The sequence below is a fragment of the Arthrobacter sp. NPDC058192 genome (assembly GCF_042883665.1).
GTDB lineage: Bacteria > Actinomycetota > Actinomycetes > Actinomycetales > Micrococcaceae > Arthrobacter.
On record NZ_JBHVVJ010000007.1, the window covers coordinates 82,473 to 109,213 of the forward strand.

Consider the following 26,741-nt stretch of genomic DNA (forward strand, 5'->3'; position numbering starts at 1 on the left):
GCACGAGGCGCGCGGGAAAGGAGAGGGATGCGAGCAGACTCATTGGACAGGCGTCCTGCTGTAATGGAGGACGTGGCGAAGCTTGCCGGCGTCTCCCATCAGACGGTTTCACGGGTCCTCAACAAGCATCCCAACGTCAGTGCGAAGACACGCGAGCGGGTCGAAAAGGCCATCGCCGAATTGGGCTATCGCCGCAACACGGCAGCCCGCAGCCTGGTGACTCGGCGCTCCCAGACCATCGGGGTCCTGGGCAGCGGCATGTCCGAGTATGGTCCTGCCAATGTGCTGCTGGGAGTCCAGGAGGCAGCGCGGGACAAAGGGTATTCCGTGAGCATGGCGAGCCTTAGCAAAGTGACCCCGGCGGCCATCCGGGATGCGCTCGAGCATTTCATGCTGCAGTCAGTGGACGGGATGGTCGTCATCGTGCCGCATGAGGCGATGTTCCGTTCGTTGCGCACCATCAGGATCGCAGTTCCCCTGGTTGCCGTCGGGTTCGGTGTCGACGAGGGGCTGAGAGTCGCCGCAGTGAACCAGCGGATGGGCGCCAGCCTTGCAGTGCAGCACCTGGTGGATCTCGGCCACACCGCAATCGCGCATGTATCCGGGCCGCCCGACTGGATCGATGCCGCAGCCCGCATTGAAGGGTGGCGGCATACCTTGCTGGAGGCCGGACTGGCGGCTACGTCACTGATCAGGGGCGACTGGAGCGCTGAAAGCGGGTACCGGGCCGGCCTCGAGCTGGCGGGTGGGCGCGCCGCCACCGCCCTGTTTGCGGCAAATGACCAAATGGCCCTGGGAGCGCTGCGCGCCTTCGCTGAAGCGGGGCTGCGCGTTCCGGAGGATATCAGTGTGGTTGGCTATGACGACCAGCCCGAGGCGGCCTACTTTGTCCCACCGCTTACCTCCGTCAACCAGGGTTTCAAGGAACTCGGGGGCCGGTGCATCCAGATGCTCCTTTCGGAGATGGACACCGGATTCGACATGGGCAGCGGATATTCAAGCGCTGCATCAGTCGTAAATCCGACACTCATTGTCCGGTCTTCAACTGCCCGGCCACTCAAATGACGCAGAATAGCCACATGAGACAAAGGAATGAGCGGCGCCTGCCACGGCTTGAGGATGTGGCGGACCGCGCGGGAGTCTCGCACCAGACTGTGTCCAGGGTGATCAATAATCATCCCAACGTGAGCGCCTCCACGCGGGGGAAGGTTGAGGCGGCCATCGCCGAACTGGGCTACCGGCGCAACACCGCGGCGCGAAGCCTGGTCACCCGGCGTTCCCAGACAATCGGAGTGCTGGGCAGTGAGATGTCCCAGTATGGCCCGGCCAACACCTTGCTGGGAGTCGAGCAGGCTGCGCGCGACGCCGGGTACTTTGTCAGCATTGCGGCCCTGCGTGAGGTTGGCCGGGAGGCGATTCAAGACGCCACCATGCACTTTTTGGATCAGTCCGTGGACGGCATCGTGGTGATCGTGCCGCATTCGGAAACCCTGGCAGCCCTCGCCGAGGTGGCACTCGGAATTCCCGTGGTGGCCGTCGGGACGCAGGGAAACGACGCCGTGAGCGGCGTCATGGTGGACCAGCTCCGCGGGACGGAGCTCGCCGTCAGGCATCTGATCGAGCAGGGCCACCGCCGGATCGGGCATGTCGCGGGGCCCCAGGACTGGATCGACGGCGTCGCACGGGCCGAGGGCTGGAGATCGGCTCTGGAATCGGCGGGCCTCGACGCCGATCTGCTCGTGGAGGGTGACTGGAGTGCCGGCAGCGGTTACCAGATCGGCAGGAAACTGGCCGTGGACCGTTCCGCCACGGCGCTGTTCGTGGGCAACGACCAGATGGCCCTGGGTCTCCTGCGCGCCTTCAACGAAGCTGGCGTCCGGGTGCCCGAGGACGTCTCCGTTGTGGGCTTCGACGACCAGCCCGAGTCGGGTTACTTCACCCCGCCCCTGACCACGGTGCGTCAGGATTTCGAGGAGCTGGGGCGGCGCTGCATGGATGTCATGTTGACCGCCATCAGGGAGGGGAAAGGCCCGGGCAGCACCGTGGTGGAACCTGAACTCGTGGTCCGTAAGAGCACTACAGCCGCCGTCTAATGTCCAAGAGCTCGGCAACTGAGTTCTGGCCAGGTCGCTCCCACGAGCTGCTGTCAGGCGGGGACAGCTTCCCTGGAGTGCACTGACCGGAGGGGACGGTCGACGCGGGCGCTCCAGCGCCGGTGCCGGTGCTCAACTTCGATGGGGTGCCTGAAAGCGGACGTGATGTTTGCGCTGGTAATGATTTCTGCTGCCGGGCCGGCGGCGACCGTCCGGCCGTCTGCGATCAGCAGGGCATGGCTGGTGGTCGTCGGCAATTCTTCCAAATGGTGAGTGACCAGGACGGACGCCATCTGCGGGTGGGTGTGGGTGAGAATGTCGATGGTTTCCAGCAGCTGTTCCCGGGCAGCAACGTCCAAACCCGTGCAGGGTTCATCAAGCAGCAGCAATTTGGGCGAGGAAATGAGCGCGCGGGCGATCAGGGCCCGTCCCCGCTCCCCTTGCGAGAGTGTCGGCCAGCGGGAGGCGGCCTTGCCGGCCAGGCCGAGCTCTTCGAGCAGGGCATTGGCGCGGGCGAGCTGGGCGGGGCCCGGCTCCCACCTGGCCGGCAGTTCGTTGCTGCCCGTGAGGCCGGTGAGTACAACTTGGTGGATGGTCAGCGGGGAGAGTATCCGGTGCCGCGGATTGACGTGGCCAATGGCGCGCCGCAGGGCCTGCAGTTCCACGCGGCCCAGGCGTTCGCCCAGGACCCGCACGGTGCCGGAACTGGGGTGGGTGACGGCTCCGCAGAGCCCCATCAGCGTGCTTTTCCCCGCCCCGTTCGCGCCCAGCAGGGCCCAATGCTCTCCCGCCCGGACAGACATCGATACCCCGCTGATGATTTCCTTGTCACCCCGGCGGAACGTCACATCTTCCAACTCCACAACCATTTCACGGTTCGGCTGATGGTTCATTCCCAAGGCTCCTCAAGGACGTGTATTAAAGGATCTGTATTCGGCCAGACACTCCCGGCTCATGATATCGGGCCGGTGCGTGTGGGAAGCGGCCGCCGGCGGCGTCGCCCGCCGCCATTGACAGTTTGTAAGGCGTGTCACATACTTGTGGAACCGATTCCATGGAAACGATTCCATGGCGGACTTAAGATGAAGCTTCAAGAGAGGGGTAGACCAGTGACGGGACCGTCCATCACCATCAAAGACGTCGCGGCACTCGCCGGCGTCTCCCCCGCGACCGCGTCCAGAGTGCTTTCCGGAAACCCGGCCACCTCCCCGGAGTCCAGGCAGAAGGTGGCCGCCGCCGTCGCCGAGTTGGATTTTCACCCCAACGCCCAGGCGCGTGCACTCCGCTCCACCAGAACCAACGTTATCGGGTTGCTCCTTTCCGACGTCCGCAACCCGTTCTTCGCCGATCTGGCGCACGCGGCCGAGCAGGCGGCCCTCTCGGAGGGGCTTGTCACCCTGCTGGGAAACGCCAACGAAAGCATCCCGCAGCAAGACCGATATCTCGACACCTTCATTTCCCAGCGGGTGGATGGCGTCATAGCAGCACCGCAGGGCGAAGGCAGTTCCAGCCTTCAGGCCCTGCTGGAACGGGACATCCCGATGGTGTTCGTCGACCGCACCATCGACGGGATCGACGTCCCGAGCGTCACGACGGACAGTGAAGCCGGTATCCGGCAGGCCGTGGAGCATCTTGCCCGTCAGGGTCACCAACGCGTCGGCTACATCGCCGGGCCACAAAGCACATCCACCGGACGGGACCGGCTCAAGTCATTCACCCGCGCAGCCCGCGAGTTCGGGCTGAGCAGCGATCCCGGCTTGACCTATTTCGGTGACTTCCAGTCAGCCAGCGGCTCAGCCGGCGCCCACCACCTTCTGGGCCTCGCCCAGCCGCCGACCGCGCTGTTGGCTGCCGACAGCCCCATGGCCGTCGGAGCGCTGGCCACTCTGAACCGCAAGGGCCTGCGCATCGGTCGGGACATGGCCCTCATCGCGTTCGATGACATCGAGTGGTTTTCCCTGCTTGATCCTCCGCTGACCGTTATCGCCCACGATGTCGAGGCAATGGGCCGGACGGCGGTCAGGCTCCTTCTGGAGGTTATCGACGGGCAGAAGCCGGAATCAGTGGTTCTGCCGAGCGAATTGGTTGTCCGTGCCTCCTCGGGCAACCCGGATCCCAGCCTTGGGCAGCCATGACAACATCGGTTGCCTCCCGCCAGACCCCTCTCATTTACGGCTTGGGTCCCCGTTCGACACCACCGAAGGAGCACGTCCAATGAGCAGGGTTTTTGTGGTCGGAAGCCTCAATATCGACCAGAACATCCGGGTCCGTTCCCTGCCCCGGGCGGGCGAAACCGTGCGGGGCTCCGACGCATCCTTCAGCCCGGGCGGCAAGGGCGGCAACCAGGCCGTGGCGGCGGCCCGTGCCGGTGCCGCGACGGCATTTACCGGCGCCGTCGGCGACGACGCCCATGGACGGCGGATTCTGCAGATCCTGTCTGAGGCGCACATCGACGCGAGGCACGTCCGGGTCAGCAGCGCTGCCGCGACCGGAACAGCGATTATCGCGGTCGACGACCAGGGCGAAAACCAGATCATCATCAGCCCGGGCGCGAACGCTGCACTCACCGCCGCGGACGTCGAGGCGGGACTCGCCGCTGTGCGGTCCGACGATGTCCTGGTCCTGCAGCTGGAGATCCCCACGGAGCTCGTCCGGCAAGCCGCCCGCACGGCGAAGAGCCGCGGGGCATCCGTCATCCTTAACGCTGCCCCCGCCCCCGGGCGGATCGACGGACTGTTCGACGACGTCGACCTCCTGGTGGTGAACGAACAGGAAATCCAGGTCCTGGCGGACCTCGCCGGGATATCCGGGAACCTCCACGAGCTGGTTCAGGCGCTACCGTCCATCCTGGGCGCGGCCGTCCTGTGCACCGCCGGCGCGCAGGGGGCCTTTACGGTCCTCGAGGGCAAGCTCGTGCACGTTCCGGCAACGAAAGTAAGCGCCGCGGACAGCACCGGTGCCGGCGACACGTTCGTGGGCTACCTCGCCGCATCGCTGGCAGGCGCCTGCGAGCTGCCCGCGGCCATGGCCCGCGCCAGCCGCGCGGCGGCTCTTGCCGTTACCCGTACCGGCGCCATGGAATCGATTCCATGGCGGGATGAACTTCCGGCAGACGAAGACCCGGAAAGCAAACTGCCGGCCCTCCCCGTACCAGCAGCGGAAAACCCCGCACCAGCACCATCCCTTGCAACGTCCAGTCCCGTCGTTCCGAACTAAGGAGACCCATGAAAATCGCACTTGGCAACGATCACGCCGGCTTCCCGCTGAAATCGTTTGTCCAAACAGTCCTGGAGGAGCTCGGCCATGAGGTCATTGACCGCGGCTCGCCCAGCGACGCGCCGGTAGATTTCCCGGACATCACAAGGGCCACCTGCGATCTCGTCAGGTCCGGCGAGGCCGAGCGGGCCGTCCTGGTCTGCGGCACTGGGGTCGGCGCCGTGATGGCGGCCAATAAGATCCCGGGCATCCGCTGCGCCCTAGGACACGACGTCTACTCCGCCCATCAAAGCGTGGAGCACGACGACGCGAACGCCATCGCCATGGGTGCCTGGCTGATTGGCCGGGCCACCGCGAAGGAAGTCCTCCAGTCCTTCCTCGACGCGAAGTTCGACAACGACGAGGACACCATCCGGCGGGTACGGAAGCTTCGCGAAATGGAACTCGAGGGCGCCAGGGAGCTGGCAGCCGAAATCTGACCGGCCTCGCACGACAAACGTTTACCTGGCCTTCGGCACACCGCTCAAGGCTGCCCAGCAATATCAAAGGAGATATCGAACATGACGGCAGAAATCACGGACCGGCCTCGCCAGGCCGCCCACGGTTCACCCGGAAAGATCAAGACGGCCATGGCTTCGGCCGCCGGCACCTGCGTGGAAAACTACGACTTCGTCGCCTACGGCACAGCCGCGGCGTTGTACTTCGGCAAGGTCTTCTTCCCCAACACAGACCCCGTTGTCGGAACGCTCCTCGCGTTCGCCACCCTGGCCGTGGGCTTCCTCATGCGTCCCATCGGCGGTGCTGTAGGCGGCTACCTCGGCGACAAGTTCGGCCGAAAGCCCGTTCTCGTCGGCGCGCTGCTGACCATGGGCATCGCCACCGTCCTGATCGGCTGCCTTCCCACATACGGCCAGGTCGGCATCCTTGCGCCCATCCTGCTGGTCATCATCCGGATGATCCAGGGCCTCGCCTTCGGCGCGGAATGGGGCGGCGCCGTCATGATGACCTTCGAGCACGCGCCCTGGAAGCGGCGCGGCTGCTACTCCGCCATCCCGCAGGCGGGCAACCCGCTGGGCATCACTCTTGCAAACGCCGCCTTCCTGCTCTCCGCCTCCCTGCAGACCGACTGGGCCTGGCGCCTGCCGTTCCTTGCCAGCTCCATCCTGATCGTCGTGGGCCTGATTGTCCGGATGAAACTTGAGGAATCCCCGGAGTTCGAACACACCAAGGCCACCGGCGCAATCGTCAAGAACCCCTTGGCCACCGTGGTCAAAAATGACTGGCGGAACATCCTGCGGGTGATCTCGCTGCGCATCGTGGAGAGCTGCGCGTACTACGTCACGGCCACGTACCTGCTCTCCTACATCACCAACAACAACCCCGGCGACCGGGCTGTCGGCCTGACCGGCATTGTGATCGCAAGCCTCCTGGCCATCCCGGTCACGATGATGGCCGGGGCGCTCACCGACCGCATCGGCCGGCGCAAGCTCTACCTCGGCGGAACCATCGCCGTCATCGTCTTCGGCTTCCCGATGTTCCTGCTCAGCAACACCGGCAACCCGTTCCTCATTGTCCTGGCGTTCGTGATCGGCATCGGCATCATCCACGCCACGTTTACCGGCACGCAGGGCGCCTGGTTCGCGGAGCTGTTCCGGACGAACACCAGGACTTCCGGAGCATCCATCGGGTACCAGGTTGCTGCCTCGATTTCCGGATTCGCCCCCTTCCTGGCGGTTCTCCTGGCTTCCGTCTTCGGGTGGGCCGGCGGCGCCTCGTTGTACGTTCTGGTGGGCATCATCGGCCTGCTCGGCGTGCTGAACACCCGCGAAACCTGGGGCGCCACGGAAAAGGCTGAAGTTGACGCCATCATCGCCGGCATGCCGGCCGCCGGCGCTGGCCAGCCGGCACCGTCGGCTGCCCGCTAGCGCACAGCGGTGACCTCATAACAGGAGCGACCCGGGTTGGCCGGTTGAGGGCCAATCCGGGTCGCAGCCGTTTGCGGGGCTGTTCAACGACGCACGTCCGGACATCCGGGCCGGGCCGAGGGCGCGCCCGCTCAGATCAGCATTGCTTCACGCACATCCGCCGCTGATTCAACGCCGCCCTTCCCGGAGGAACTTGTCCGGCCGGCGGCCAGCACGTAATAGCTGTCGGCGGCCTTGAGGGCAAACCCGACATGCTGTTCTACCAGCAGGACCCGCATTCCGCTCCGCTGGGACAGGTTGATGATGGTCTCCTGGATTTCGGCAACCACGTTGGGCTGGATTCCTTCCGTGGGCTCATCCAAAATGAGGATCCGGGGCTCCGTGACCAGGGCCCGGGCGATCGCCAGTTGCTGGCGCTGACCGCCGGAGAGGAGACCTGCGCGCCGGCCCAGCAACGGCCGGAGCGCCGGAAACATGTCCAACGCCTCCGCCACCCGTTCCTTCCCATTCTTCCGCCCGTCGGCTACCAGCTGGAGGTTTTCCTGGGCAGTAAGTTGCCCAAAGGACTGCTGGCCCTGCGGAACATACGCCATTCCTCGCGCCACCCGCTGGTGCGGGGGCAATGCCGTGATGTCCTCTCCATCCAAGCGGATGCTCCCGCGGGTGGGCTTGAGGAGCCCGACGACGGCGCGCAGCAGCGTCGTTTTCCCGGCGCCATTGTGCCCCATGATGGCGACAAGGGCATTGTCGGGGACGGTGATACTGACCCCGGAAATGACCTGCGTGCGGCCGTAGCCGGTCTGCATGTTCGTGATTTCAAGCATCAGTGCCCCTCCAATCCAGCATTGCCCAGATACACGTTCTGCACATTTGCGTCGGCCTGAACCTGGGCTACCGTGCCTTCGCTGAGCACCTTCCCGGCGGCAAGCACAGTAACAGAAGTGGCGAACTCCCGGACAAAATCAATATCGTGTTCCACCACGATGGTGATGCGGCTGGCGGCGATCCTGCGCAACAATTCCCCCGTTTCGTCGCGCTCGTCCTGGCTCATCCCGGCGATCGGCTCATCTAGGAGCAATATGTCCGAGTTCTGGACCAGCAGCATGCCTATTTCAAGCCATTGCTTCTGCCCGTGCGCCAGTGTTCCGGCCCGGCTATCCGCCGCCTTCTCCAGCCCGATGATTTCCAGTGCCTCCTGCACGGCGGGGTCCACGCCCTTGCGCCGCCGCAGCAGCTCGCGGGCGTTGCGGCCCGAGCCGGCGGCGATGTCCAGGTTCTGGAGGACAGAGAGGTGTTCGAAGACGCTGGCCGTCTGGAATGTCCGCCCCACGCCCAGCCGGGCGATCTGATGCACCTTGCGGCCAAGGATTTCTATGCCGGTATGGTTTACGGACCCGGTTGCCGGAACCAGCCCGGTGATCGCATCGATGATGGTGGTTTTACCTGCGCCGTTCGGTCCGATGAGGAACCTTAGATCGCCCTGGACGACGTTGATGTCAACATTGTCCACCGCGACGGCGCCGTCAAACGCAACGGTGAGTCCACGCACTTCGAGGTACTTGGGTCGGCCGTGCCGGAGCCCGCCTGCGCGGGGAACGCCGTCGGGCAGCAGGGTAGGGCTGGTCATCGGCTAACCTCCTCCGGAATCTCTGCGGACTTTGCAGCGCCGGGCGCCAGGGACCTCTCAGGTCCCGACCCTGCCCGGTCTTGCAGCCCGGAGCCGGCCGCCTTAGGATCCGGAACTGCTCGCTGCCCGGCGGGCCTGCGGTCCCGCAGCCGGGCGATCAAGCCCGGCAGGGAGGCCAGCCCGCCGGGCATGAAACCAATGACCAGGACAAACAGAAGGCCTTGGAAGTAGATCCAGAAGGACGGGAAGGTTGAAGACAGGCTGGTCTGCGCGATTGCGACGCTGAGCGCGCCGAGCACCGGGCCCAGCAGAGTGGCCCTGCCGCCGATGGCCACGCCGATCAGGAAGGCGATGGACGGAATGACTCCCACGTCCGCCGGTGAGATGATCCCCACGAGGGGAACAAACAGCGCCCCGGCGATCCCGGCCATCACCGCGGCAATCACATAGGTGACTGTCTTGATGACCGCCGGGTCGTAGCCGAGGAACCGCACCCTTTCTTCCTGGTCCCGTACGGCAACGAGCAGTTCGCCGAATCGGCTGACCATCAGCTGCCGTGTCGCCGCCAGCGCCAGCAGCAGCACCACCGCAGCCATCGAGTAGAGCATCAATTTGTTGGCTGGGTCCTGCAGGTCGAAGCCGAAGAAGGACCGGAAGCCGCTTAACCCGTTAGAGCCCCCGGTGGTGGCCTGCTGGCCGATCAGGAAAACGGCGAAAGCCGCGGCGAGAGCCTGGCTGAGGATCGCGAAATAGGCGCCCTTGACGCGGCGTTTGAACACGGCGAGGCCCAGAACCAGCGCCACCAGTCCCGGCACCAGAACGACGGCGAGCAGGGTCACCACGGGGTTCCGGAACGGCTCCCACCACCCCGGAACGTTGCCGGTGCCGTACAGCGACATGAAATCCGGGACGCCGGAACCGCCGAAGAGGGAGGCATCGGCGAGCTTGAGATGCATCGCCATGATGTAGGCGCCCAGGCCAAAGAACACCCCCTGGCCCAGGGTCAGCATCCCGCCGCGGCCCCAGGCCAGGCCGATACCTACAGCCACGATCGCGAAGCAGATGAATTTCCCCAGGAGGGCGAGGTTGAAGACGGAAAGGGCCACGGGCGCCGCCACCAACAGGAGCCCTGCACCCAGGGCGAATCCGGCCAGTACTCCCCAGCGGCTGGTCAGGAATGTGCTCATGCCAAGCTCCTTGTCTTGAGGCTGAAGATGCCCTGCGGCCGAAGCTGAAGGAACACGACCACGAGAACGAGGATCAGCACTTTGCCGATGCTCGCCGTCGTCGAAAATTCAAAGACGGATTGCAACACGCCAAGCGCGAACGCGGCGATGACCGCGCCCTTGACCTGGCCGACTCCTCCGGCCACCACCACCAAGAAGGCGTCGACGATGTAGTTCGTTCCCAAGTACGGGCTAGTGGACCCGATCAGGGTGACGGCCACCCCCGCGACACCGGCGAGGCCTGACCCAATGAAGAACGTCAACTGGTCCGTGCGGCGGCTGCAAATGCCGCTCGTCTCGGCGAGGTCCCGGTTCAGCACTACTGCCCGTATCCGACGCCCCAGCGTGGTCCCCTTCAAAACCACCACCAGCGCGGAAACACAGACGAGGGACAGCAGCAGGATGAACAGCCGGGTCGTCGGAATGGGGGCGCCCAGCAGTTCGATGTTGCCCTGCAGCCACTGTGGGGCCCGGACGTCCACGCTGGGCGCCCCGAAGATGTCCCGGGCGGCCTGCTGCAGGATGAGCGACACCCCGAAGGTAACCAGCAGGGTGTCCAAGGGGCGGTGGTACATCCTGCGCAGCAGGACGGCCTCGAGAACAAGCCCCAGCAGCCCGCCCACGAGGAAGCCCACCGGAATGGATACGAGCAGCGAGAGGCCGGCGTCGGAGATGCTCCGCTGCACCACGAAGGCCGTGTACGCACCGGCCATCATGAATTCGCCGTGGGCCATGTTGATGACCCCCATCTGGCCGAAGGTCAGTGACAGCCCGAGCGCCGCAAGCAGCAGCACCGAGCCGAGACTGAGTCCGGCGAACATCTGTCCAATCAGCAATTCCATTCCAGCGGGCCCTTCCTCCGATTTCGTGCAGGGATGACGGCAGTTATTTGGCCAGGCCCTTGGCCCAGTCGTACGTGGCGAGGAACGGGTCAGGCTCCACCGCGGCAGGCGAGGACCAGACCGTGTTGATCAGGCCATTGGAGGTGATTTTCCCGATCCGGGGGGTCTTGGTGATGTGGTTGTTCTTCGCGTCTACCGTGACCGTTCCCTCAGGTGCCTCAAACGTCACACCGCCCGCGGCAGCCTGGACTTTATCCACCTCGAAGGATCCGGCCTTTTCCACCATGGCCTTCCACAGGTAAAGCGAGGTGTAGGCCGCCTCCATGGGGTCGCTGGTCACCCTGTCGGCCCCGAACTTTGCTTTGAAGGCCGCCACGAATTTCTTGTTAGCCGGGGTATCCAGGGTCTGGTAGTAGTCCCAGGCGGTCAGCTGGCCCTCAACGTTCTCGAGCCCGACGCCGGGGACTTCCTCTTCGGCGATGGATACCGACACCACTGGCATCGATTCAGCTGTCAGTCCCACGCTCTTGTACTGCCGGAAGAAGGCCACGTTGCTGTCACCGTTGAGAGTGTTGAACACGGCGTCGGCTTTGGAATCGCGGACTTTGTTGACAATGGTTGAAAATTCCGTGGAACCCAGGGGAGCGTATTCCTCGCCCAGGACCTTCATGCCGTGGGCGGAGGCGTAGGCCTGGATGATCTTGTTGGCCGTGCGGGGAAATACATAATCGCTGCCGACCAGGAAGATCGATTTGGTGCCCTGTTCAGCGAGGTAGTCCAGGGCCGGGATGATCTGCTGGTTGGTGGTTGCGCCGGTATAGAAGATGTTCTTGGATGATTCGAGCCCCTCGTACTGCACGGGGTAGAACAGCAGGGCGTCGTTGGCTTCGAAGACGGGGAGCATCGCCTTGCGGCTGGACGATGTCCAACCGCCGAACACCGCCGCCGTGCAGTCCTGCTGGATCAGCTTCCCGGCACGTTCGGCGAATTTCGTGGGTTCGCTGGCGCCGTCTTCACTGATGATCTGAAGCTGTTTGCCCAGCACACCGCCGGCCGCATTGATTTCCTCGGCGGCCAGGCTGAGCGAATCGAACACGGTGCTTTCGCTGATGGCCATCGTGCCGGACAGCGAGTTGATGAATCCGACCTTGACGCTGCTACCTGACGTGTCGACGCAGGACTTTGCTCCGCTGGCGGAGGAACCGGCGGACGCCGGATTCGAAACCTGACTGCCGCAGCCCGCCAGGGCGATCGCCATGGTTGCCGCGGCCAAGGGGATGAAAGCGCTCTTTCTTACCGAAACCTTCATGTTTACCTGCTTCTCGCTCCGCGTTGCCCAAGGCAGCGCATGGTCTCCCGGGTCCGGTGGCGGACCCAACGAGCTCAATGTAGGAGCGAATTGTTTCAGGACGCTTTGAATTTGTTTCTGTCCCATTTCATGCAGTCCTCGTCCATCGCACAGCCGGGGGTTGCGAATGTAAGTTCACCGGCAAAAGACCGGAAAACACAGGCACAAAAGTTAACCTGGAGGAAACCTTGCGATCGTCATGTTCCGATTCCCGGTGACATAAAAGACGCAACTCGCCGCTCCGCCCCGGGTGTGGCCGCCGTTCACCAGATAGCTGACGACCGGGGAGCTTACCCCTGCCAGCCCGGCTGTGACGTGGCGGCTGTGACAGGGTGGGTCAGCGTACGCTCCTTGCTCGCCCACGCAGCGAGGCCACAGCCCAGAAACAGGCCCAGACGGACGTTAACAGCGCCACCAGCAGCAGCCCGCCGTCGCCGAGATCCACCGCCCGGAGCCAGCTGGTCAGCGGGTCGCCGAGTCCGAATACCCGCTGAAGGGCTCCGGTCAGGGTGATGACCGCAATGAAGAGGGCGGACACCGCGGACAGGCCGGTAATGACCGCATTGAAGCCGAGTTTGTGCCGCGGATCGGCCAAGGCCGAGCGGTACATTCGCATCATGGCCACGCCGTTGATGGTGTCGCACAGCGTCATGGCCGCTGCGAAGGCCAGCGGAAGCGCCAGCAGGGCGAGCGGGGGAACGCCTGCCAGCGAGGCCGCCGCCGCCATGACCAGCAGCCCGATGGTGGTGGCGGTATCGAAGCCCAGCCCGAAGAGGAAACCAATCACGAAAATGTTCCGGGGATGCCGGACCCGGGCCAGCGGACGGGCAAGCAGCCTGGCCACGAAGCCCCGCGCGGCAAGATCATCATGGGAGATCTCGGCTCCCTTGCGGGCATCGTGGCAGGCCTTGATGGTCCGGAGGAAGGCCGAACCGTTGAATGCCCCCATGGCCAGCAGGAATAGCCCCGATACCCCGCTGCCGACCAACCCGAGCATCCGGTTGCCGGCAGTCCCCTCGACCATGAAACCGCCCACCAACGAAACTCCCGAAACCACGAGCACCCCTGCGAGGACCACCACGGAACTGTGACCCAAACTGAAGGCAAAGCCCACACTGACCGGATCGCGGTGCTCGGCCGCGAACTTCCGGGTGGAGTTGTCGATCGCCGCGAGGTGGTCGCAGTCGTAACTGTGTTTCACCCCGGCCAGATAGGCGGTCAGGACCAGCCCGATCCCCAGCGGCTGTCCCCCTCCGGATACACCTGCCACCACGAGCACGACGGCGGCGACATGCAGTGCGGCCACCGCACCGAAAGTCACCACGAGCCGGGTCCTCAGCGGCAGGTGCGCCCGCCCCCGGTAGAGCCGGTACAGCACCGTCATCTGCTCGACTGCGGCCATCAGTACCTCCTCAAGTCCAACGGACCTTGGCCGTACCAGCGTTTCCGCAGCAGGGCCGTGGCGGCTCCGGCAACGCGCTGGAGTTCCTCCGTGCTGTTGGAGAGTGATCGCATCACCAGCCCTGCCGTCCCCATCACTGCGGCGGTGAGTGAAATGCCGGTGTGGGCTCCGTAAACAGCCGTGATCTCGTGCAGTTCGTCGGCGAGGGCCTGATCCACGCGCGGGTCAACCACGATCAATGACCCCAGATGGCTGAAGCCCTCCATGAACGCCATCCCGGTCACGTCGTGCTGCGGCGGCCGGATCAGCAGATTATCGACGGCCAGCAGCCGGCCCGCTCCGCCGGACTCGACCCGGATCTCGGTCCGCAGCCGCAGTTCCTCGTACCGGAACGAGGCGCCTTCCGGCGACCACCCCGGGGTGATGATTTCGGCCATGATCAGGCTCGACGTCGGATGCATGGCAACGTGCGTGTTCTGTCGGTAGCTGGCGTCCCTGTAGGCGATCACCTGGTCCGGGGCCAGCTCCAACTGCGCCCCCTCCCCCAGCCGCAGCCGCATCCGCTGCTCGGCAAAGGACCCCGGCGTCCGGTAGATCTTGGTGGCCGACTGCGTGGTCAGCAGCAACTTCGCCCCGTCCGCCACCTCCACATCAATCACATAAAGATCAGCCCCCAAATACGCCCCGCCCGGATTTATGACCACATAACAAACCTGCCCGGAGTCATCCAAGTAATGCGGCCGCAAAACGCGCAAGGCGCCCTGATGGAACTGGCGCATGGCAACAGAACGTCCCGCACGGTCAGCGATGAAAAGCTCAAGGCGACCGATCACGGGCCGATCAGCGGACGCCGGCCTAGGTGAGACAACCGCACTGGGCTGGACCGCCACCGGACTCAGCCGTACGGCGCTCATGAAGCCAGATCGAGCATCAGGACGTCCCGCCGCACCCATTCGATGACGCGCTCCAGTCCCTCGTCCGTCTTGAGGTTCGTGAAGCAGAACGGCTTCTCACCCCTGAATTCCTTGGAATCCCGTTCCATGACGGAGAGGTCCGCACCGACGTGGGGTGCGAGGTCGGTCTTGTTGATGATGAAGAGGTCGGACTTGATCATGCCTTGGCCGGCCTTGCGCGGGATTTTCTCGCCCTGGGCGACGTCGATGATGTAGATGGAGAAGTCCACGAGTTCGGGGCTGAACGTGGCGGAGAGATTGTCGCCGCCGGATTCGACGAAAATCACCTGCAGATCCGGGTGTCGCTTCTTCAGCTCCTCGATGGCTGCCGTGTTCATGGAGGTGTCTTCACGGATGGCGGTATGCGGGCAGCCGCCGGTTTCGACGCCGATGATCCGGTCCAGCGGGAGGATCCCGTTCGCGGCGAGGATTTTGGCATCCTCGATCGTGTAGATGTCGTTGGTGATAGCCGCCATGGAGATTTCCCGGCTCATGTGGCGGGTGAGGCGCTCTACGAGTTGGGTCTTGCCGGCACCTACCGGGCCGCCGATGCCGATGATGATGGACTCAGACATATTCTTCTCCAGACATATTTCCTTGAAAACTGGGCTAGCTCATGAACATGCGGGCGCGCTGGCGCTCGTGCCGCATCTGCGAAATTTCGAGGCCGGGGCTGACCGACCCAAAGTCGTCGGGCGTGAGTTGGCTGGCCCGCTCAGCGGCGGCATCAACGTCGTCGGCGGCCTTGCGCAGGAGCCGCTGGCCGGCGTTCTGCCCCAGTGGGATCGCCCGGACGGCGTTCTGCGTCAACGACGTGACCGTGGCGAACAAGTAGGCTGCCAGGGCCTCGGTCAGCGGGACACTCAGGGAGCGGGTGATTACCGCGAACGCCAGCGGCTGGTGCCCCGCACCCCGCCCAGATGCCACCAACTCCCGGTACTCGGCCAGCCCCGGGGACGGAAAAATCTCGGCCCCGATTTCCAGCAGCCGGTTCCCCATCTTGACACTTGCCTCGCGCACCTGCCGTGGCAAAAGCTGCGCAGTCAGCAACGAATCCAGTTCCCCAACCGGCACCCCGTCATACAGGAACCGAATCGCCAACGCATCCGAATAAGTCAACTGCTGCCCCACAAACGCCGCCAGCCACACCCCAAACGACTCCTCATCGTGCACCAACCCGCGCTCAATATAGGCCTCAAACCCCAGCGAGTGAGCAAACGCCCCAGTAGGCAGCGCGGAATCCGTCAACTGCTGCAAAGCGAGCTGGTATCCGCTCACTGAAGTGCCGCCCAACGTGAGGAAGCCAAGCGACGCCCCGGTTTGGGGGCCGCGGCCTGGCGGGCACCGCGATGTGGCGACTGCCACCTTCCTAGCAGGGCGCGCGTCGTGGCCGCAGCGGCGGCGGGTGAAGGGGGCCGCGGCGTGGCGGGCACCGCGGAGCGGGCACGGCCCCCTTCACCCGCTGGCGCGCATTGCGCGGAACTAATGGCTATGTTCGGCATGGCGGAAAGGTACAGGCATCACGCGTTCCTGGCGGTCGTAGGGCGCTCCGACGTGTTTGAGATAGTCCTCCACGGTGTGGTCGTACTGGCAGACCATCACGTCGGCCCCGTACTCCGAGGAAGCGTCGAAGAACTGGGCCTGCAGATGCCGGTTGCCCAGGGAGTGTGCCACCACCCCCATTTCGTGGATGGAACGCGGGGCGATGACCAGGACGTCGGTGGGCAGCACCGACACCACGATCATGTTGGTCTCCGCCACGTGCAGGATGTCGCCGTCGCGCAGGTCCGACGAACCCGAGGGCAGGCGGATGCCCAGCTCCTTGCCGTGATCGGTGGTGACACGCTGGATGCGCTTGACCAGCTGGGCGCTGGGCAGCACCACCTTTTCGCGGTGGAGCCCGAGATAGGGGTCGGGCCCGGGAGGAACGTCGTGCGTGTTGCCGAGAACCTTTTCGATGATCATGTTCGACTCCTGAAGCCTAGAAAAGGAAGTAGCGCTGGGCCATGGGCAGCACGTCCGACGGTTCACAGGTGACGTCTTCGCCGTCCACCCTCACCTGATAGGTTTCCGGGTCCACCTCAATATCCGGGGTGGCGCCGTTGTACTTGAGGTCAGCCTTCGTGAGGCTCCGGATGCCGGACACCGGCCGAATGACCTTCTCCAGCCCGAGCTCTTCCGGGACCCCGGCCTCGATGGCGGCCTGCGAGAGGAAAGTGATGGAGGACTGCTGCAGGGCCTTGCCGTAGGCGGCGAACATCGGCCGCATGGTGCGCGGCTGAGGGGTGGGAATGGAGGCGTTGGCGTCGCCCATGAGGGCGTAGGCGATCTGGCCGCCCTTGAGCACCAGCTCCGGCTTCACGCCGAAGAACGCCGGATCCCAGAGCACGAGGTCAGCGAATTTTCCGACTTCCACCGAACCGATCGAGTCGGCCATCCCCTGCGCGATGGCCGGATTGATGGTGTATTTCGCCACGTAGCGCTTGAGCCGGAAGTTATCGCTCTCCGCGCCCAAACCCTCGGCCGCGCCGTGCGTCCCGCCGCCTGTGCTGTCCCCAGCGCCGTCCCTCTGGGGGTCTTTGAGCACGCCGCGCTGCTTCTTCATCTTGTCCGCCACCTGCCAGGTGCGGATGATCACTTCGCCCACCCGGCCCATGGCCTGGGAATCCGAGGACGTGATCGCGAAGATGCCCAGATCCTGCAGCACGTCCTCGGCGGCGATCGTCTCGGCCCGGATCCGTGAGTCCGCGAACGCCACGTCCTCCGGAATGTCGGGGTTCAGGTGGTGGCACACCATGAGCATGTCCAGGTGCTCTTCGATCGTGTTGCGCGTGTACGGCAGGGTGGGGTTCGTGGACGCCGGCAGGACGTTGGGCAGTCCGGCGATCTTGATGATGTCCGGGGCGTGGCCGCCGCCGGCGCCCTCGGTGTGGAAGGTGTGGATCACCCGGCCGTCGATGGCCCGGATGGTGTCCTCCACAAAGCCGCACTCGTTCAGGGTGTCGGTGTGGATGGCCACCTGGACGTCATATTGGTCCGCGACCTTCAGCGAGGTGTCGATCGAGGAGGTGGTGGAGCCCCAGTCCTCGTGGACTTTCAGCCCGATCGCGCCGGCGCGGATCTGTTCGGCCAGGGGCTCGACGGCGGACGCGTGGCCCTTGCCAAACAGGCCGATGTTGATGGGGAGGCCTTCGGCCGCCTGTAGCATCCGCTGGATGTGCCATTTTCCGGGGGTGACGGTGGTGGCCTTGGTGCCTTCGGCGGGGCCGGTGCCGCCGCCCACCATCGTGGTCACCCCGCTGCACAGGGCGGCGGAAACTTGGTCCGGGGAGATGAAATGGATGTGCGAGTCGATGCCGCCAGCGGTCAGGATTTTCCGTTCACCGGCAATGATCTCGGTGCTGGCACCGATCACGATGTCCACGCCGTCGGTGATCTGCGGGTTGCCGGCCTTGCCGATCCGGAAGATGTGGCCGTCCCTGAGCGCGACGTCGGCCTTGTAGATGCCGGTGTAGTCCAGCACTACGACGTTGGTGATCACGGTGTCCGGGATGGCTCCCCCCACGACGTCACCGTCCCGGGTCATCTGGCCGTTCTGGCCCATGCCGTCGCGGATCACCTTGCCGCCGCCGAACACCACCTCCTCGCCGTAGGCGGTGAGGTCTTTCTCGATCTCGAGGAACAGCTCGGTGTCGGCCAGCCGGATGGCGTCGCCGGTGGTCGGGCCGTAGAGGTCGGCGTACTGCTTGCGGGACAATTCGAAACTCACTGGGCGTCTCCTGGCTTTCCGGACTCGTGGAGTGTGCCGTTGACTGCGTTGCTGAGGCCGTACACTTCACGGCTGCCCGCGAGTTCGATCAGTCTGACGCTCCGGCTGTCCCCCGGCTCGAACCGTGCGGCGGTGCCGGCCGGTATGTCCAGGCGGCGGCCATAGGCGGCCTGCCGGTCGAACTGCAGCGCCGGGTTCGCTTCGGCAAAATGGTAGTGCGAGCCCACCTGGACGGGCCGGTCGCCGGAGTTGGTCACGGCGATCTCCACCGCCTCCCGGCCGGCGTTGATCACCAGCGGCGCACTGCCGAGAACGTATTCTCCCGGAATCATGGAAGCCCCTAGCGGATCGGATCGTGGACGGTGACGAGCTTGGTTCCGTCCGGGAATGTGGCCTCGACCTGGACGTCGTGGATCATTTCCGGTACGCCCTCCATGACGTCGTCGCGGCCAAGGAGGGTGGTTCCGTAACTCATGAGTTCCGCCACGGTGTGGCCGTCCCGGGCGCCTTCGATCAGTTCGTAGGTGATGACGGCGACGGCCTCGGGGAAGTTCAGTTTCAGTCCGCGGGCCTGGCGGCGTCGGGCGAGGTCCGCCGCGAGCACGATCATGAGCTTTTCCTGCTCACGGGGCAGTAGGTGCATGACGGAATCCCTTCGAGAGCCGACCGGCTGCCGGACCGCGGATGCCGCGGTGCGACCAGCGTAAGCCCGGGAGATTTCCTGCAGGTTTCCTACGTCATCGAGGCGTCACGAAGGCGTCATTGAGGCGTGGTTGAGCCGCTCGTGCGGCCCTACCTCTGTTCCCGACCCGTGCTTACTACCCGGGGAGCCGCCAGCGGGGCTGGTATTCAGGATGGTCGGCGTACGGCAGTGCCAGGGTGTTCAGGGAGAGGGTGGTCCATTCGATGACATCCGGCACCCATCCGGAATCGCCGCGTTCCTGGCTGACCAGCGTGGCCAGCACCGACTGCCGGGCGGATTCAATAATGCCGATGAGCCGCCGTTTCGCTTCGCACTCGCGCAGCAGGCGGCGTTCGTACCACTCGCCGGATACGGCCAGGGTGGGATCGCCTAGCAGCTTCAGGGCGGCGGCTTCGTCTTCTTCTATCCGTGCGGTGAGGAACTCGACGATGTCCACGAACCGAGCCTATGCGTGCCGGTGCCCGCACGGCTACGCCCTAGCGTTTCCCCTTTTTCCGCGATCCCTTGCCGCGGCCCTTGTCCGGGTTGGGCGCGTAGCGCTGGGCCACCTTGGGTTTCTTGGCGGCCGTTCCGGTCCCTCGACGGTCCGGTTTGGGCTCACGCTTGGGTTTCGCCTGCTGCGCCGAGGGCTGGCGGGAGCTTGTTGCGGTGCGACCACGGACAATGCCGATGAATTCCTCGATGACCTCGTCCGTGGCGTCGCTGGGCCAGGCCAGGGCGATCTCGGTGGCGGGCGCCCCCGTGAGTTTGCGGGCCACAGTGTCCTTGACGTTGAAGTGACGGGCTACCGACATCGGCAGGATCACCAGTCCGGCGCCGGAGGCCACCACCTGTAGGGCCATGGCCGGGCCGCCGAGGTCCTGTACGTCCAGGAAGGTCTCGGCGGACAAGTCCGCCAGGTCCACTTCCTCAAACAAGGAGATCTCGTGCCCCTTCGGTGCCACCACCACCGGCTGTTCCTCATAGAGCGGGATGACACTGAGGCCCTCGCGTTCCACCGGGAGCCGGACAAAGCTGAGATCCGCGGAACCGTCGCGGAGCACGGCGAGCTGCGCGCCGTCGTCGGACATAAAGGAGTGCAGCGGCACGTCCGGCATCCGCTCCTCCCAGCGCCGGATCCACTTTCCGGGGGTCACGCCGGCGACGTACGCGAAGCGCAGCTCGCGGTCGCCGGGCTCGGACGGTGCGTTGTGGGGGGTTTCTTCTGGAGCGGACACAAGTTCACAGTACCGCCACCGCCGGCGGTGTCCTTGCGTTGCCGGAGGTCCGTTGCCGGAAGCCTGTATGGTGCCCCGCGACGCCCGGGCCGGATACCCTTGAACCATGACCTCCGCGAACTCCCAGTCCATGAAACCGGCCACCGTTGCCAAGAAGCTTGGCATCTACCTGCCGGCAACGCCCCAGGAGTTTCAGGATTCGACCATCACGCGCGCTGATTTCGCCGAGCTCCAGGCCAACCCGCCGGAGTGGCTGGCGGAACTGCGCCGCAACGGCCCGCACCCGCGGCCCGTGGTGGCGCAGAAGCTCAACGTCTCCATCAGCGGCCTGGCCCGCGGCGGTGTTGAGGAAGCGCTGACGACGGCGGAAATCACCGCACTGCTGCAGGCTCCCCCGGCCTGGCTGGTTGCCGAGCGCGCCACCCACGCTGCCGTCCGCGCCGAGGCCAAGCGGGTCAAGGACGACGCGGCCAAGAAGGACGCCAAGAAGGCCCGCGCCAAGGCCGAATAGCGGCGCCGGTTCCTTCCCTCCCCTATTTTCTTCCCCCGGACCCGGGCTATGCTCGCCGAGTGAGTCGGGACCGCCGGTCCGCTTCGCATTGGCGTTTCCCATCCACCAGCCCCGGCGGAGCATCGGGAAGGAATCAGTCCATGGTCCTCAAGATCGGATATTTCGTCGGGAGCCTTTCAAGCACTTCGATCAACCGCACCTTGTCCAAGGCCCTGATCAAGCTTGCACCTGCGGAACTGGAATTCACGGAAATCCCCATCAAGGACCTGCCGCTGTACAACCCGGATTTTGATGCCGCGTTTCCGCCCGAGGGGCAGGCCCTGAAAGAGGCCGTCGCCGCTTCCGACGGCATCTTGTTCGTTTCGCCGGAATACAACCGGTCCATCCCGGGGGCGCTCAAAAACGCCATCGACTGGGGATCCAGGCCCTGGGGCACCAACTCCTTCGCCCGCAAGCCCACCGGGATCATCGGCGCGTCCCCCGGCGGCATCGGCACGGCCGTGATGCAGTCCTCGTTCCGCAGCGTGCTGAGCTTTCTCGACGCTCCGCAGCTCAACGCGCCAGAGGCTTACATCCGATTCGTCCCGGAGGTCTACGGCGAGGACGGCGAGGTCAAGGACCAAGTCACGGCCGGGCTGCTGCGCCATTACATGGAGGAGTATGGTTCCTTCGTGGAGCGGGTCCTTGCCGCCAACGCACCCGGCCATATCGGCGACGAGCATCCGGACAAGGACAAAGTGAGCCGCTAGGCCCGCTCTGCCGTCAGTCCTGGTGCAGCTGCACGAAGTTCCCGCAGCCGTCATCCAGGACCACTGTGGTCCCGGCGGGGCCCTCGGACGGCTCTGCCTGGAACATGACGCCCTTGGCCGCCAGCCGGTCATATTCCGCGCGCACGTCGGGCACGCCAAACACGATGGCTGGAATGCCGGCGTCGTGAAGGCCGTTCATGTAGGCCGACCCGATGGGGTTGTCGCTGGGCTCCAGCAGCAGTCCGGCACCTCCGGCGCCGTCCGGGTCCTTGACGATGAAAAGGTTGTGTTCCGGCATGGCCAGCAGGGTCTCAAAGCCCAGGATGCCGGTGTAGAACTCGTGGGCGGACGCAGGGTCCTTGACGTGGATACTGCACATTTTCAGTCGCATGGTCCCTAGGCTACTCCCGGAGGTATTGACGTGAGGCAACAGACCGAGCGCATTGCCGTGGAAACCCTCCGCCAAGCGGCTGCGGCGGTGCCCTTCACGGCTGGCGTGCCTGCTGAGCGGCCGGTCGGTGCCCGGTGCAGGGCAGGCATTGACGGCCCCGCCGCCAGGGATTCCAATGGAACTAACGGAACTGCGCCCGCCCGGGAGCCCGTTCCGGGGAGGTGTGCAATGACGTCGCTCTCACCATCAGGTGCCCTCGCGGCCTGGCAGTTCCTGACCCTCGCCGCCCTGGTCGCCGGGGCCGCCTTCGTCTCGGCCTACTTCGCCCGCAAGCACCTGGCAGCCGACGACCCGCTTTCTGAGGGTGCCGACGGCCTGTTCTGGGACGTTTTCGCCGGGCTCGCCGTCGTGGTGCCCGCAGTGGTCCTTGCCTCGTTCACGTGGCCTTGGGCCGGGCTGGCGCTCGGGATACTGGCCGCCGGGACCGGCCTGGCGGCTTTTGCGACGGCTCCCCGGCTGCTCCGCCGGCAAGAAGCTCGCCGGACCAGCCGGAAGACGCAGCTTTTGAACGAGGCCGCGGCCGCACGGCATCGGAGTGCCCTTGCCCGGTGGCAACGGTACGAACTTGATCCGCGGTTTTCGATTGATTATCCCGCGATGAGCGATCCCCGGCAGCCGGAGACGGCCGCCCTGATCCGGGCCATCAAGGCAGCCGGACGCCTCGGCGGTCAGGACCGCGCGAGCATCGACACCGCCTACGCCCCGGCGGTGGACCAGTTGGAGCACGCCCTGGCTGCCGCCGAACGCGCGGCAGGTGTCGGCACCGCAGGTCTGCCGGGCCCCGACCCCGCGCGCCACTGACTTCCTGAAACCGCTCATCCGACAGTCCGCGCAACCTTGGAAGGACCATCATGGCTGACATCACGATCATTGGCAGCGGCAACATGGCACGGGCGATTGGCACCCGGGCCGTGGCCGCCGGCCGTTCCGTCCAGATTCTCAACCGGACACCGGAGAACGCCGCCAAACTGGCGGCCGACCTTGGCGGCAACGCCACCTCCGGCGGCCTGAGCGAGGTTCCCGAGGGCGACATCGTGGTCCTGGCGCTCTACTTCGGCCCGGCCGTGGAAGTTGCCACGCATTTCGGTGACACGCTCAGCGGCAAGACGGTGGTGGACATCAGCAACCCGATCAACACGGAAACGTTCGACTCGCTCGTGGTCGAGTCCGGGACGTCGGCGGCCGAGGAGATCGCCGCGCTGCTGCCCGGCGCGCGGGTGGTGAAAGCGTTTAACACCACTTTCGCCGGGGTGCTCGGCCCCGGGACCGTCGGCGGAATGCTGCTGGATGTGTTCATCGCCTCGGACTCGGAAGAGGCCCGCAATGAGGTGGCGGCCTTCGCCGCGGCGGCCGGGCTGCGTCCGCTCCAGGTGGGCGGACTGCGCCATGCCCGTGAACTCGAAGGCTTCCAGCTGCTGGTCATGGCCCTGCAGGCCAACCCGGCGTACCCAAACTTCAACTGGGGCACCGGCCTGAAAATCATCGAGTAGGGTCATCGCCCCGGATCGTCGGTCCGGGGCGGCGTTGATCCAGCGCAGTCCGGCCACACCTAACGGTCTGGCTGTTCGGGCGCTACAGCTCAACCGTTCCGCTTTCGCCGACGCTCATCCGGCTGTGGGTGACCTTGGATTTGATCCACTGCAGCACTGTGGCCGCCGTGCCGCCCGGGCTGGTCCAATATTCGGCGGAGTCGGAGTCAACGTGGAGCAGGACCACCTCCGGGGTGTCCGGTCCGTCGGGGAACCACGCCTCCACCACCTGGTTCCACTTGTCGTGGATCAGCTGGCGGTCGGTCACCACCTCGGCGGTCCCGGCCACCGAGACCCACTCGGTGCGCTGGCCGAACGAGACGTTCACTGCGGGGTTGGCGTGGATGTGGGCCACCTGCGAGGTGCTCGCCGACGTGAAGAACCACATGTCGCCGTCGTCCTTGACTTCCTGGACGGCGAGCGGCCGGCTGACGAGCGCGCCTTCTTCGTTGATGGTGGTGAACATTCCGATGTGCGAATCGTTGATGATGTCCGTGATTTTGCTGATGCTTTCGGCATCCGACATGCTCTCACCTCGTTCTCGTTCCAACGGAGGAAGGTCCCCCTCCGAACAGCCTATTGGTAAGTTTGCTTACTTTCCAAGGGCTGCCGGATGGGGACCTTCCCGAACCGGAGCGGGCCGCGGATTCAGTGCCCGCGGGACAGCACCCTGCCCTTGAAGAACTCGGGCCGGATCCTGGCCATGACCAGCATGAGCACCACACCCAGCAGGATGACCCCCATGCCGAGGACGAAGACCAGGCCCACACCGCCGATCGATGAGCCCGAACCGTAGGCGGGGTCCATGGAGTCGTAGGCCGTCTTGACGAACATGACCAGCAGCATGACGCCGCCCAGGAGGGGGGCGAGGAACCTGAAGAAGAACGGCTTCGCACCAGTGAAGGCCTCGGCGCGGAAGAACCAGACGCAGGCAAGGGCGGTGATGCCGTAGTAGAAGCAGATCATCATGCCCAGCGCCGTGATGGTGTCCCACAGTGCGTTCTCCGACGTGGTGCGGGTAATGACGTAGAACGCGGCGGCAGCCACAGCGGAGGCGATCGTGGCGTAGCTCGGCGACTTGTGCGTGGGGCTGATCCGGCCGAACTTCTGCGGCAGGGCCTTGTAGTGGCCCATGGACAGCAGCGTGCGGGCCGGCGACACGAAGGTGGACTGCAGGGACGCGGCCGAGCTGCTCAGGATGGCCAGGGACATCAGGATGGCAAACGGGCCCATGACAGGGCCGGCCAGGACGGCGAAAATGCTGCCCTGGTTCTCCGGGTTTCCGGCGCCCAGCCCGGTGTCCCCGACGCCGGCGTAGGACAGGGTGGCCAGGGCGACGGTCATGTAGATGATCACGATGACCAGCACCGTCACGGTGGCGGCACGGCCCGGGGTCTTCTCCGGGTTCTTGGTCTCCTCGTTCATGGTCAGCGTGACGTCCCAGCCCCAGTAGATGAAGATGGACAGGGAAACGCCGGCGGCGAAGGCGGAGAACGATCCGACGGCGAAGGGATTGAACCAGTCCGCCTGGATGGCGGTGGCGTCAAAGGCGGTGCCGTTGGCGACGTGGCTGAACGCAGCCACCGAGAACCAGCCGAGCACCAGCAGCTGGAATCCCACCAGAACGTACTGGACGGATTTGGTGGTTTCCATCCCGCGGTACGAGATCCAGCACGCGAGGGCGATGAACACCAGCGTCGTGGCGATGTTCAGCGGCAGGTTCGTGGTGAGGTCGGCCAGTTCCGGATTGCCGAAAAGCTGTGCCAGCATCAGGTAGAAGAAGTCCACCGCGACGGCGGCCAGGTTCGAGAGCACGATGATCGTCGCGGCGATCAGCCCCCACCCGCCCATCCAGCCAATCCACGGGCCGAACGCCCGCGAGGCCCAGGTGAAGGACGTGCCGGCGTCGGGCATGGCGTTGTTCAGCTCGCGGTAGCCGAGCGCCACCAGCAGCATGGGGATGAAGCCGACCAGGAAGATCGCCGGCAGCTGCACGCCGACCTCCGAGACGGTGGGGCCCAGGGCCGCGGTCAGGGTATAGGCGGGCGCGATGCAGGAAATGCCGATCACGACGGCGCCAATCAGCCCCACGGATCCGGCCTTCAGGCCTTTCCCGCTCAGCCCGTGCTGCTCTTCGGTGCGCTGCCCGGTTTGGTGTCCGGCCTGGCGTCCGGCACCTGAGGGCCTGGGCATCGCGTGTTCGGTACTCATGATTGTGCCTCTCGGGGTGTGTCATTCGACGCTGAATGGTTGAGCTGCTTGAGTTCGTAGTCGCTGGGGACCACGATCATCGGTACCGGCAGGGCCCGCAGAATTCGGTTGGCGGTGCTGCCGAGGAAGATCGACCGGCCTGCGGCGAGCCTGCTCGATCCGATCAACAGGACCTCGCCGGCTTCCCACTCCAGCCGGTCCACGGCTTCTTCGATGCTGCGCCCGTGGGCGACGACCACCTCAGTCTTTGCCTCCGCACGGACCTCCGGTTCCTTCGCTTCGGGACCCCGGGGCGGCAGGGCTGCGGCAAGGTGTTTCTCCGCATATTCCCGGGCCGCGTCGGCGGCCTTGGCTGCGTCGGCTTCAGCGCCGCCGTCGAGCGCCAGAAGCGACACCACGCGCAGCGGAACCTCCCGATTCGTGGCCATGCCCAGGGCGAAGTCGAGCAGTTTCTCGGCGCCCGCCCGGCTCCCAAGCCCGCAGCTGATCCGGGTCAGGGCCTCCTGGCGATAGTAGCCGTGCGGTGCAAGGACCACCGGGACGGTCGAGGCGTGGAGCAGGGCGCTGGCCACGGACCCGATCGTAAACCGCTTGAAGATCCCGCTGTTCGTTGCCCCGATGACCAGCAGGTCTGCGCCCAGCACTTCCGCCGCCTCGATCAGGGCGTGGGCGTCCGAATCCCCCGTGCGGAGGTGGGCCTTGGCCGGCACATCGGATGGCACCAGCGCCAGCGCCTCGTCGAGCCACTCCTGGGCCTGCTCGTGGAGCACGTTCTCGAATCCGGCCCTGGGGGCATGGGCGGCCCCGAACTGCTGCACTTCGGGGACCACCACCACAAGGTCCAGGGCCGCCCCGCGTCCGCGGGCCAGAGCGACGGCCAGGTTCACGGCATCGTGGCCTCTGGCGTTGGCTATGTATCCCACTACGTACCGCATCTGACCGATCCTCTCCGGGTTGTTCGGGTCTGGG

The 26,741-nt window shown here is 65.3% G+C and carries 30 protein-coding genes; 10 read left to right on the forward strand and 20 right to left on the reverse strand.

Annotated elements, in window-relative coordinates:
• Positions 1-27: 27 nt before the first annotated feature.
• Both ACFVVK_RS09070 and ACFVVK_RS09075 read left to right on the forward strand, forming a co-directional pair.
• Positions 28-1,065: a LacI family DNA-binding transcriptional regulator gene (locus ACFVVK_RS09070; protein ID WP_390266093.1), complete on the forward strand. Its 1,038-nt coding sequence runs from the start codon at positions 28-30 to the stop codon at positions 1,063-1,065.
• Positions 1,066-1,079: 14 nt separating this feature from the next.
• Positions 1,080-2,093 (forward strand): LacI family DNA-binding transcriptional regulator, encoded by a 1,014-nt coding sequence (locus tag ACFVVK_RS09075; RefSeq protein ID WP_390266094.1) that lies wholly within the window; start codon positions 1,080-1,082, stop codon positions 2,091-2,093.
• 53 nt (positions 2,094-2,146) lie between these two features.
• Here the strand turns inward: ACFVVK_RS09075 and ACFVVK_RS09080 are convergent, their stop codons facing one another.
• Positions 2,147-2,986 (reverse strand): ABC transporter ATP-binding protein, encoded by an 840-nt coding sequence (locus ACFVVK_RS09080; protein WP_390266095.1) that lies wholly within the window; start codon positions 2,984-2,986, stop codon positions 2,147-2,149.
• Positions 2,987-3,202: 216 nt separating this feature from the next.
• Between ACFVVK_RS09080 and ACFVVK_RS09085 the strand changes: the two genes are divergently transcribed.
• From ACFVVK_RS09085 to ACFVVK_RS09100, 4 genes are all read left to right on the forward strand, one after another.
• Positions 3,203-4,228 carry a LacI family DNA-binding transcriptional regulator gene (locus tag ACFVVK_RS09085; protein WP_390266096.1) on the forward strand — a complete coding sequence of 342 codons (1,026 nt, stop codon included), beginning with the start codon at positions 3,203-3,205 and terminating at the stop codon, positions 4,226-4,228.
• Between the two features lie 79 nt (positions 4,229-4,307).
• Positions 4,308-5,309, forward strand: coding sequence for a ribokinase (locus ACFVVK_RS09090; protein ID WP_390266097.1), 1,002 nt, complete (start codon positions 4,308-4,310; stop codon positions 5,307-5,309).
• Between the two features lie 8 nt (positions 5,310-5,317).
• Positions 5,318-5,788, forward strand: coding sequence for an RpiB/LacA/LacB family sugar-phosphate isomerase (locus ACFVVK_RS09095; RefSeq protein WP_390266098.1), 471 nt, complete (start codon positions 5,318-5,320; stop codon positions 5,786-5,788).
• A gap of 81 nt (positions 5,789-5,869) precedes the next feature.
• Positions 5,870-7,234, forward strand: a complete 1,365-nt coding sequence (locus ACFVVK_RS09100) for an MFS transporter (protein ID WP_390266099.1) — start codon at positions 5,870-5,872, stop codon at positions 7,232-7,234.
• Positions 7,235-7,365: 131 nt separating this feature from the next.
• On the opposite strand, the gene urtE is transcribed toward ACFVVK_RS09100, so the two are convergent.
• From urtE to ACFVVK_RS09175, 15 genes are all read right to left on the reverse strand, one after another.
• Positions 7,366-8,058, reverse strand: a complete 693-nt coding sequence (gene urtE / locus ACFVVK_RS09105) for an urea ABC transporter ATP-binding subunit UrtE (protein WP_390266100.1) — start codon at positions 8,056-8,058, stop codon at positions 7,366-7,368.
• Complete coding sequence (urtD, locus tag ACFVVK_RS09110; protein ID WP_390266101.1) at positions 8,058-8,861, reverse strand: urea ABC transporter ATP-binding protein UrtD; 804 nt, start codon at positions 8,859-8,861, stop codon at positions 8,058-8,060. Before urtD ends, urtE begins: the two co-directional genes overlap by 1 nt.
• Entirely contained in the window at positions 8,858-10,048 is a 1,191-nt protein-coding gene (gene urtC, locus ACFVVK_RS09115; RefSeq protein WP_390266102.1) for an urea ABC transporter permease subunit UrtC, read from the reverse strand. Before urtC ends, urtD begins: the two co-directional genes overlap by 4 nt.
• Complete coding sequence (urtB, locus tag ACFVVK_RS09120) at positions 10,045-10,929, reverse strand: urea ABC transporter permease subunit UrtB (RefSeq protein ID WP_390266103.1); 885 nt, start codon at positions 10,927-10,929, stop codon at positions 10,045-10,047. Before urtB ends, urtC begins: the two co-directional genes overlap by 4 nt.
• Positions 10,930-10,972: 43 nt before the next feature.
• A complete protein-coding gene (urtA, locus tag ACFVVK_RS09125; protein ID WP_390266104.1) occupies positions 10,973-12,238 on the reverse strand; it encodes an urea ABC transporter substrate-binding protein in 1,266 nt (421 codons plus the stop codon).
• Between the two features lie 376 nt (positions 12,239-12,614).
• Entirely contained in the window at positions 12,615-13,661 is a 1,047-nt protein-coding gene (locus tag ACFVVK_RS09130; RefSeq protein WP_390266187.1) for a HoxN/HupN/NixA family nickel/cobalt transporter, read from the reverse strand.
• 17 nt (positions 13,662-13,678) lie between these two features.
• Complete coding sequence (locus ACFVVK_RS09135) at positions 13,679-14,593, reverse strand: urease accessory protein UreD (protein WP_390266105.1); 915 nt, start codon at positions 14,591-14,593, stop codon at positions 13,679-13,681.
• Positions 14,590-15,207, reverse strand: a complete 618-nt coding sequence (gene ureG, locus ACFVVK_RS09140; RefSeq protein WP_390266106.1) for an urease accessory protein UreG — start codon at positions 15,205-15,207, stop codon at positions 14,590-14,592. Before ureG ends, ACFVVK_RS09135 begins: the two co-directional genes overlap by 4 nt.
• A gap of 34 nt (positions 15,208-15,241) precedes the next feature.
• Complete coding sequence (locus ACFVVK_RS09145; protein WP_390266107.1) at positions 15,242-15,910, reverse strand: urease accessory protein UreF; 669 nt, start codon at positions 15,908-15,910, stop codon at positions 15,242-15,244.
• Positions 15,911-16,114: 204 nt separating this feature from the next.
• Complete coding sequence (gene ureE / locus ACFVVK_RS09150; RefSeq protein ID WP_390266108.1) at positions 16,115-16,597, reverse strand: urease accessory protein UreE; 483 nt, start codon at positions 16,595-16,597, stop codon at positions 16,115-16,117.
• 16 nt (positions 16,598-16,613) lie between these two features.
• The gene (gene ureC / locus ACFVVK_RS09155) at positions 16,614-18,401 is read right to left on the reverse strand and encodes an urease subunit alpha (protein WP_390266109.1); all 1,788 of its coding nucleotides are present in this window, start codon (positions 18,399-18,401) and stop codon (positions 16,614-16,616) included.
• Complete coding sequence (locus tag ACFVVK_RS09160) at positions 18,398-18,733, reverse strand: urease subunit beta (protein ID WP_390266110.1); 336 nt, start codon at positions 18,731-18,733, stop codon at positions 18,398-18,400. The genes ureC and ACFVVK_RS09160 overlap by 4 nt, the downstream gene beginning before the upstream one ends.
• 8 nt (positions 18,734-18,741) lie before the next feature.
• A complete protein-coding gene (locus ACFVVK_RS09165; RefSeq protein ID WP_390266111.1) occupies positions 18,742-19,044 on the reverse strand; it encodes an urease subunit gamma in 303 nt (100 codons plus the stop codon).
• 175 nt (positions 19,045-19,219) lie between these two features.
• Positions 19,220-19,540, reverse strand: coding sequence for a DUF6221 family protein (locus tag ACFVVK_RS09170; protein WP_390266112.1), 321 nt, complete (start codon positions 19,538-19,540; stop codon positions 19,220-19,222).
• Positions 19,541-19,580: 40 nt separating this feature from the next.
• The gene (locus ACFVVK_RS09175; protein WP_390266113.1) at positions 19,581-20,465 is read right to left on the reverse strand and encodes a LysR family substrate-binding domain-containing protein; all 885 of its coding nucleotides are present in this window, start codon (positions 20,463-20,465) and stop codon (positions 19,581-19,583) included.
• Here ACFVVK_RS09175 and ACFVVK_RS09180 point away from each other — a divergent pair.
• Together ACFVVK_RS09180 and ACFVVK_RS09185 are read left to right on the forward strand one after the other, a co-directional pair.
• The gene (locus ACFVVK_RS09180) at positions 20,428-20,832 is read left to right on the forward strand and encodes a DUF5997 family protein (protein ID WP_390266114.1); all 405 of its coding nucleotides are present in this window, start codon (positions 20,428-20,430) and stop codon (positions 20,830-20,832) included. The two genes, ACFVVK_RS09175 and ACFVVK_RS09180, sit on opposite strands and share 38 nt — an antisense overlap.
• A 140-nt stretch (positions 20,833-20,972) precedes the next feature.
• Complete coding sequence (locus ACFVVK_RS09185) at positions 20,973-21,581, forward strand: NADPH-dependent FMN reductase (protein ID WP_390266115.1); 609 nt, start codon at positions 20,973-20,975, stop codon at positions 21,579-21,581.
• Positions 21,582-21,594: 13 nt separating this feature from the next.
• Here ACFVVK_RS09185 and ACFVVK_RS09190 read toward each other — a convergent pair whose 3' ends face one another.
• Positions 21,595-21,972, reverse strand: a complete 378-nt coding sequence (locus ACFVVK_RS09190) for a VOC family protein (protein WP_390266116.1) — start codon at positions 21,970-21,972, stop codon at positions 21,595-21,597.
• A gap of 228 nt (positions 21,973-22,200) precedes the next feature.
• Between ACFVVK_RS09190 and ACFVVK_RS09195 the strand changes: the two genes are divergently transcribed.
• A complete protein-coding gene (locus ACFVVK_RS09195) occupies positions 22,201-22,833 on the forward strand; it encodes a hypothetical protein (RefSeq protein WP_390266117.1) in 633 nt (210 codons plus the stop codon).
• Positions 22,834-22,883: 50 nt separating this feature from the next.
• Positions 22,884-23,522, forward strand: coding sequence for an NADPH-dependent F420 reductase (locus tag ACFVVK_RS09200; RefSeq protein WP_390266118.1), 639 nt, complete (start codon positions 22,884-22,886; stop codon positions 23,520-23,522).
• A gap of 82 nt (positions 23,523-23,604) precedes the next feature.
• Here ACFVVK_RS09200 and ACFVVK_RS09205 read toward each other — a convergent pair whose 3' ends face one another.
• The 3 genes from ACFVVK_RS09205 to ACFVVK_RS09215 form a co-directional block, all read right to left on the reverse strand.
• Positions 23,605-24,087, reverse strand: a complete 483-nt coding sequence (locus tag ACFVVK_RS09205) for a pyridoxamine 5'-phosphate oxidase family protein (protein ID WP_390266119.1) — start codon at positions 24,085-24,087, stop codon at positions 23,605-23,607.
• Between the two features lie 122 nt (positions 24,088-24,209).
• Positions 24,210-25,772 (reverse strand): APC family permease, encoded by a 1,563-nt coding sequence (locus ACFVVK_RS09210; protein WP_390266120.1) that lies wholly within the window; start codon positions 25,770-25,772, stop codon positions 24,210-24,212.
• Positions 25,769-26,707: a universal stress protein gene (locus tag ACFVVK_RS09215; RefSeq protein WP_390266121.1), complete on the reverse strand. Its 939-nt coding sequence runs from the start codon at positions 26,705-26,707 to the stop codon at positions 25,769-25,771. The genes ACFVVK_RS09210 and ACFVVK_RS09215 overlap by 4 nt, the downstream gene beginning before the upstream one ends.
• Positions 26,708-26,741: the final 34 nt, after the last annotated feature.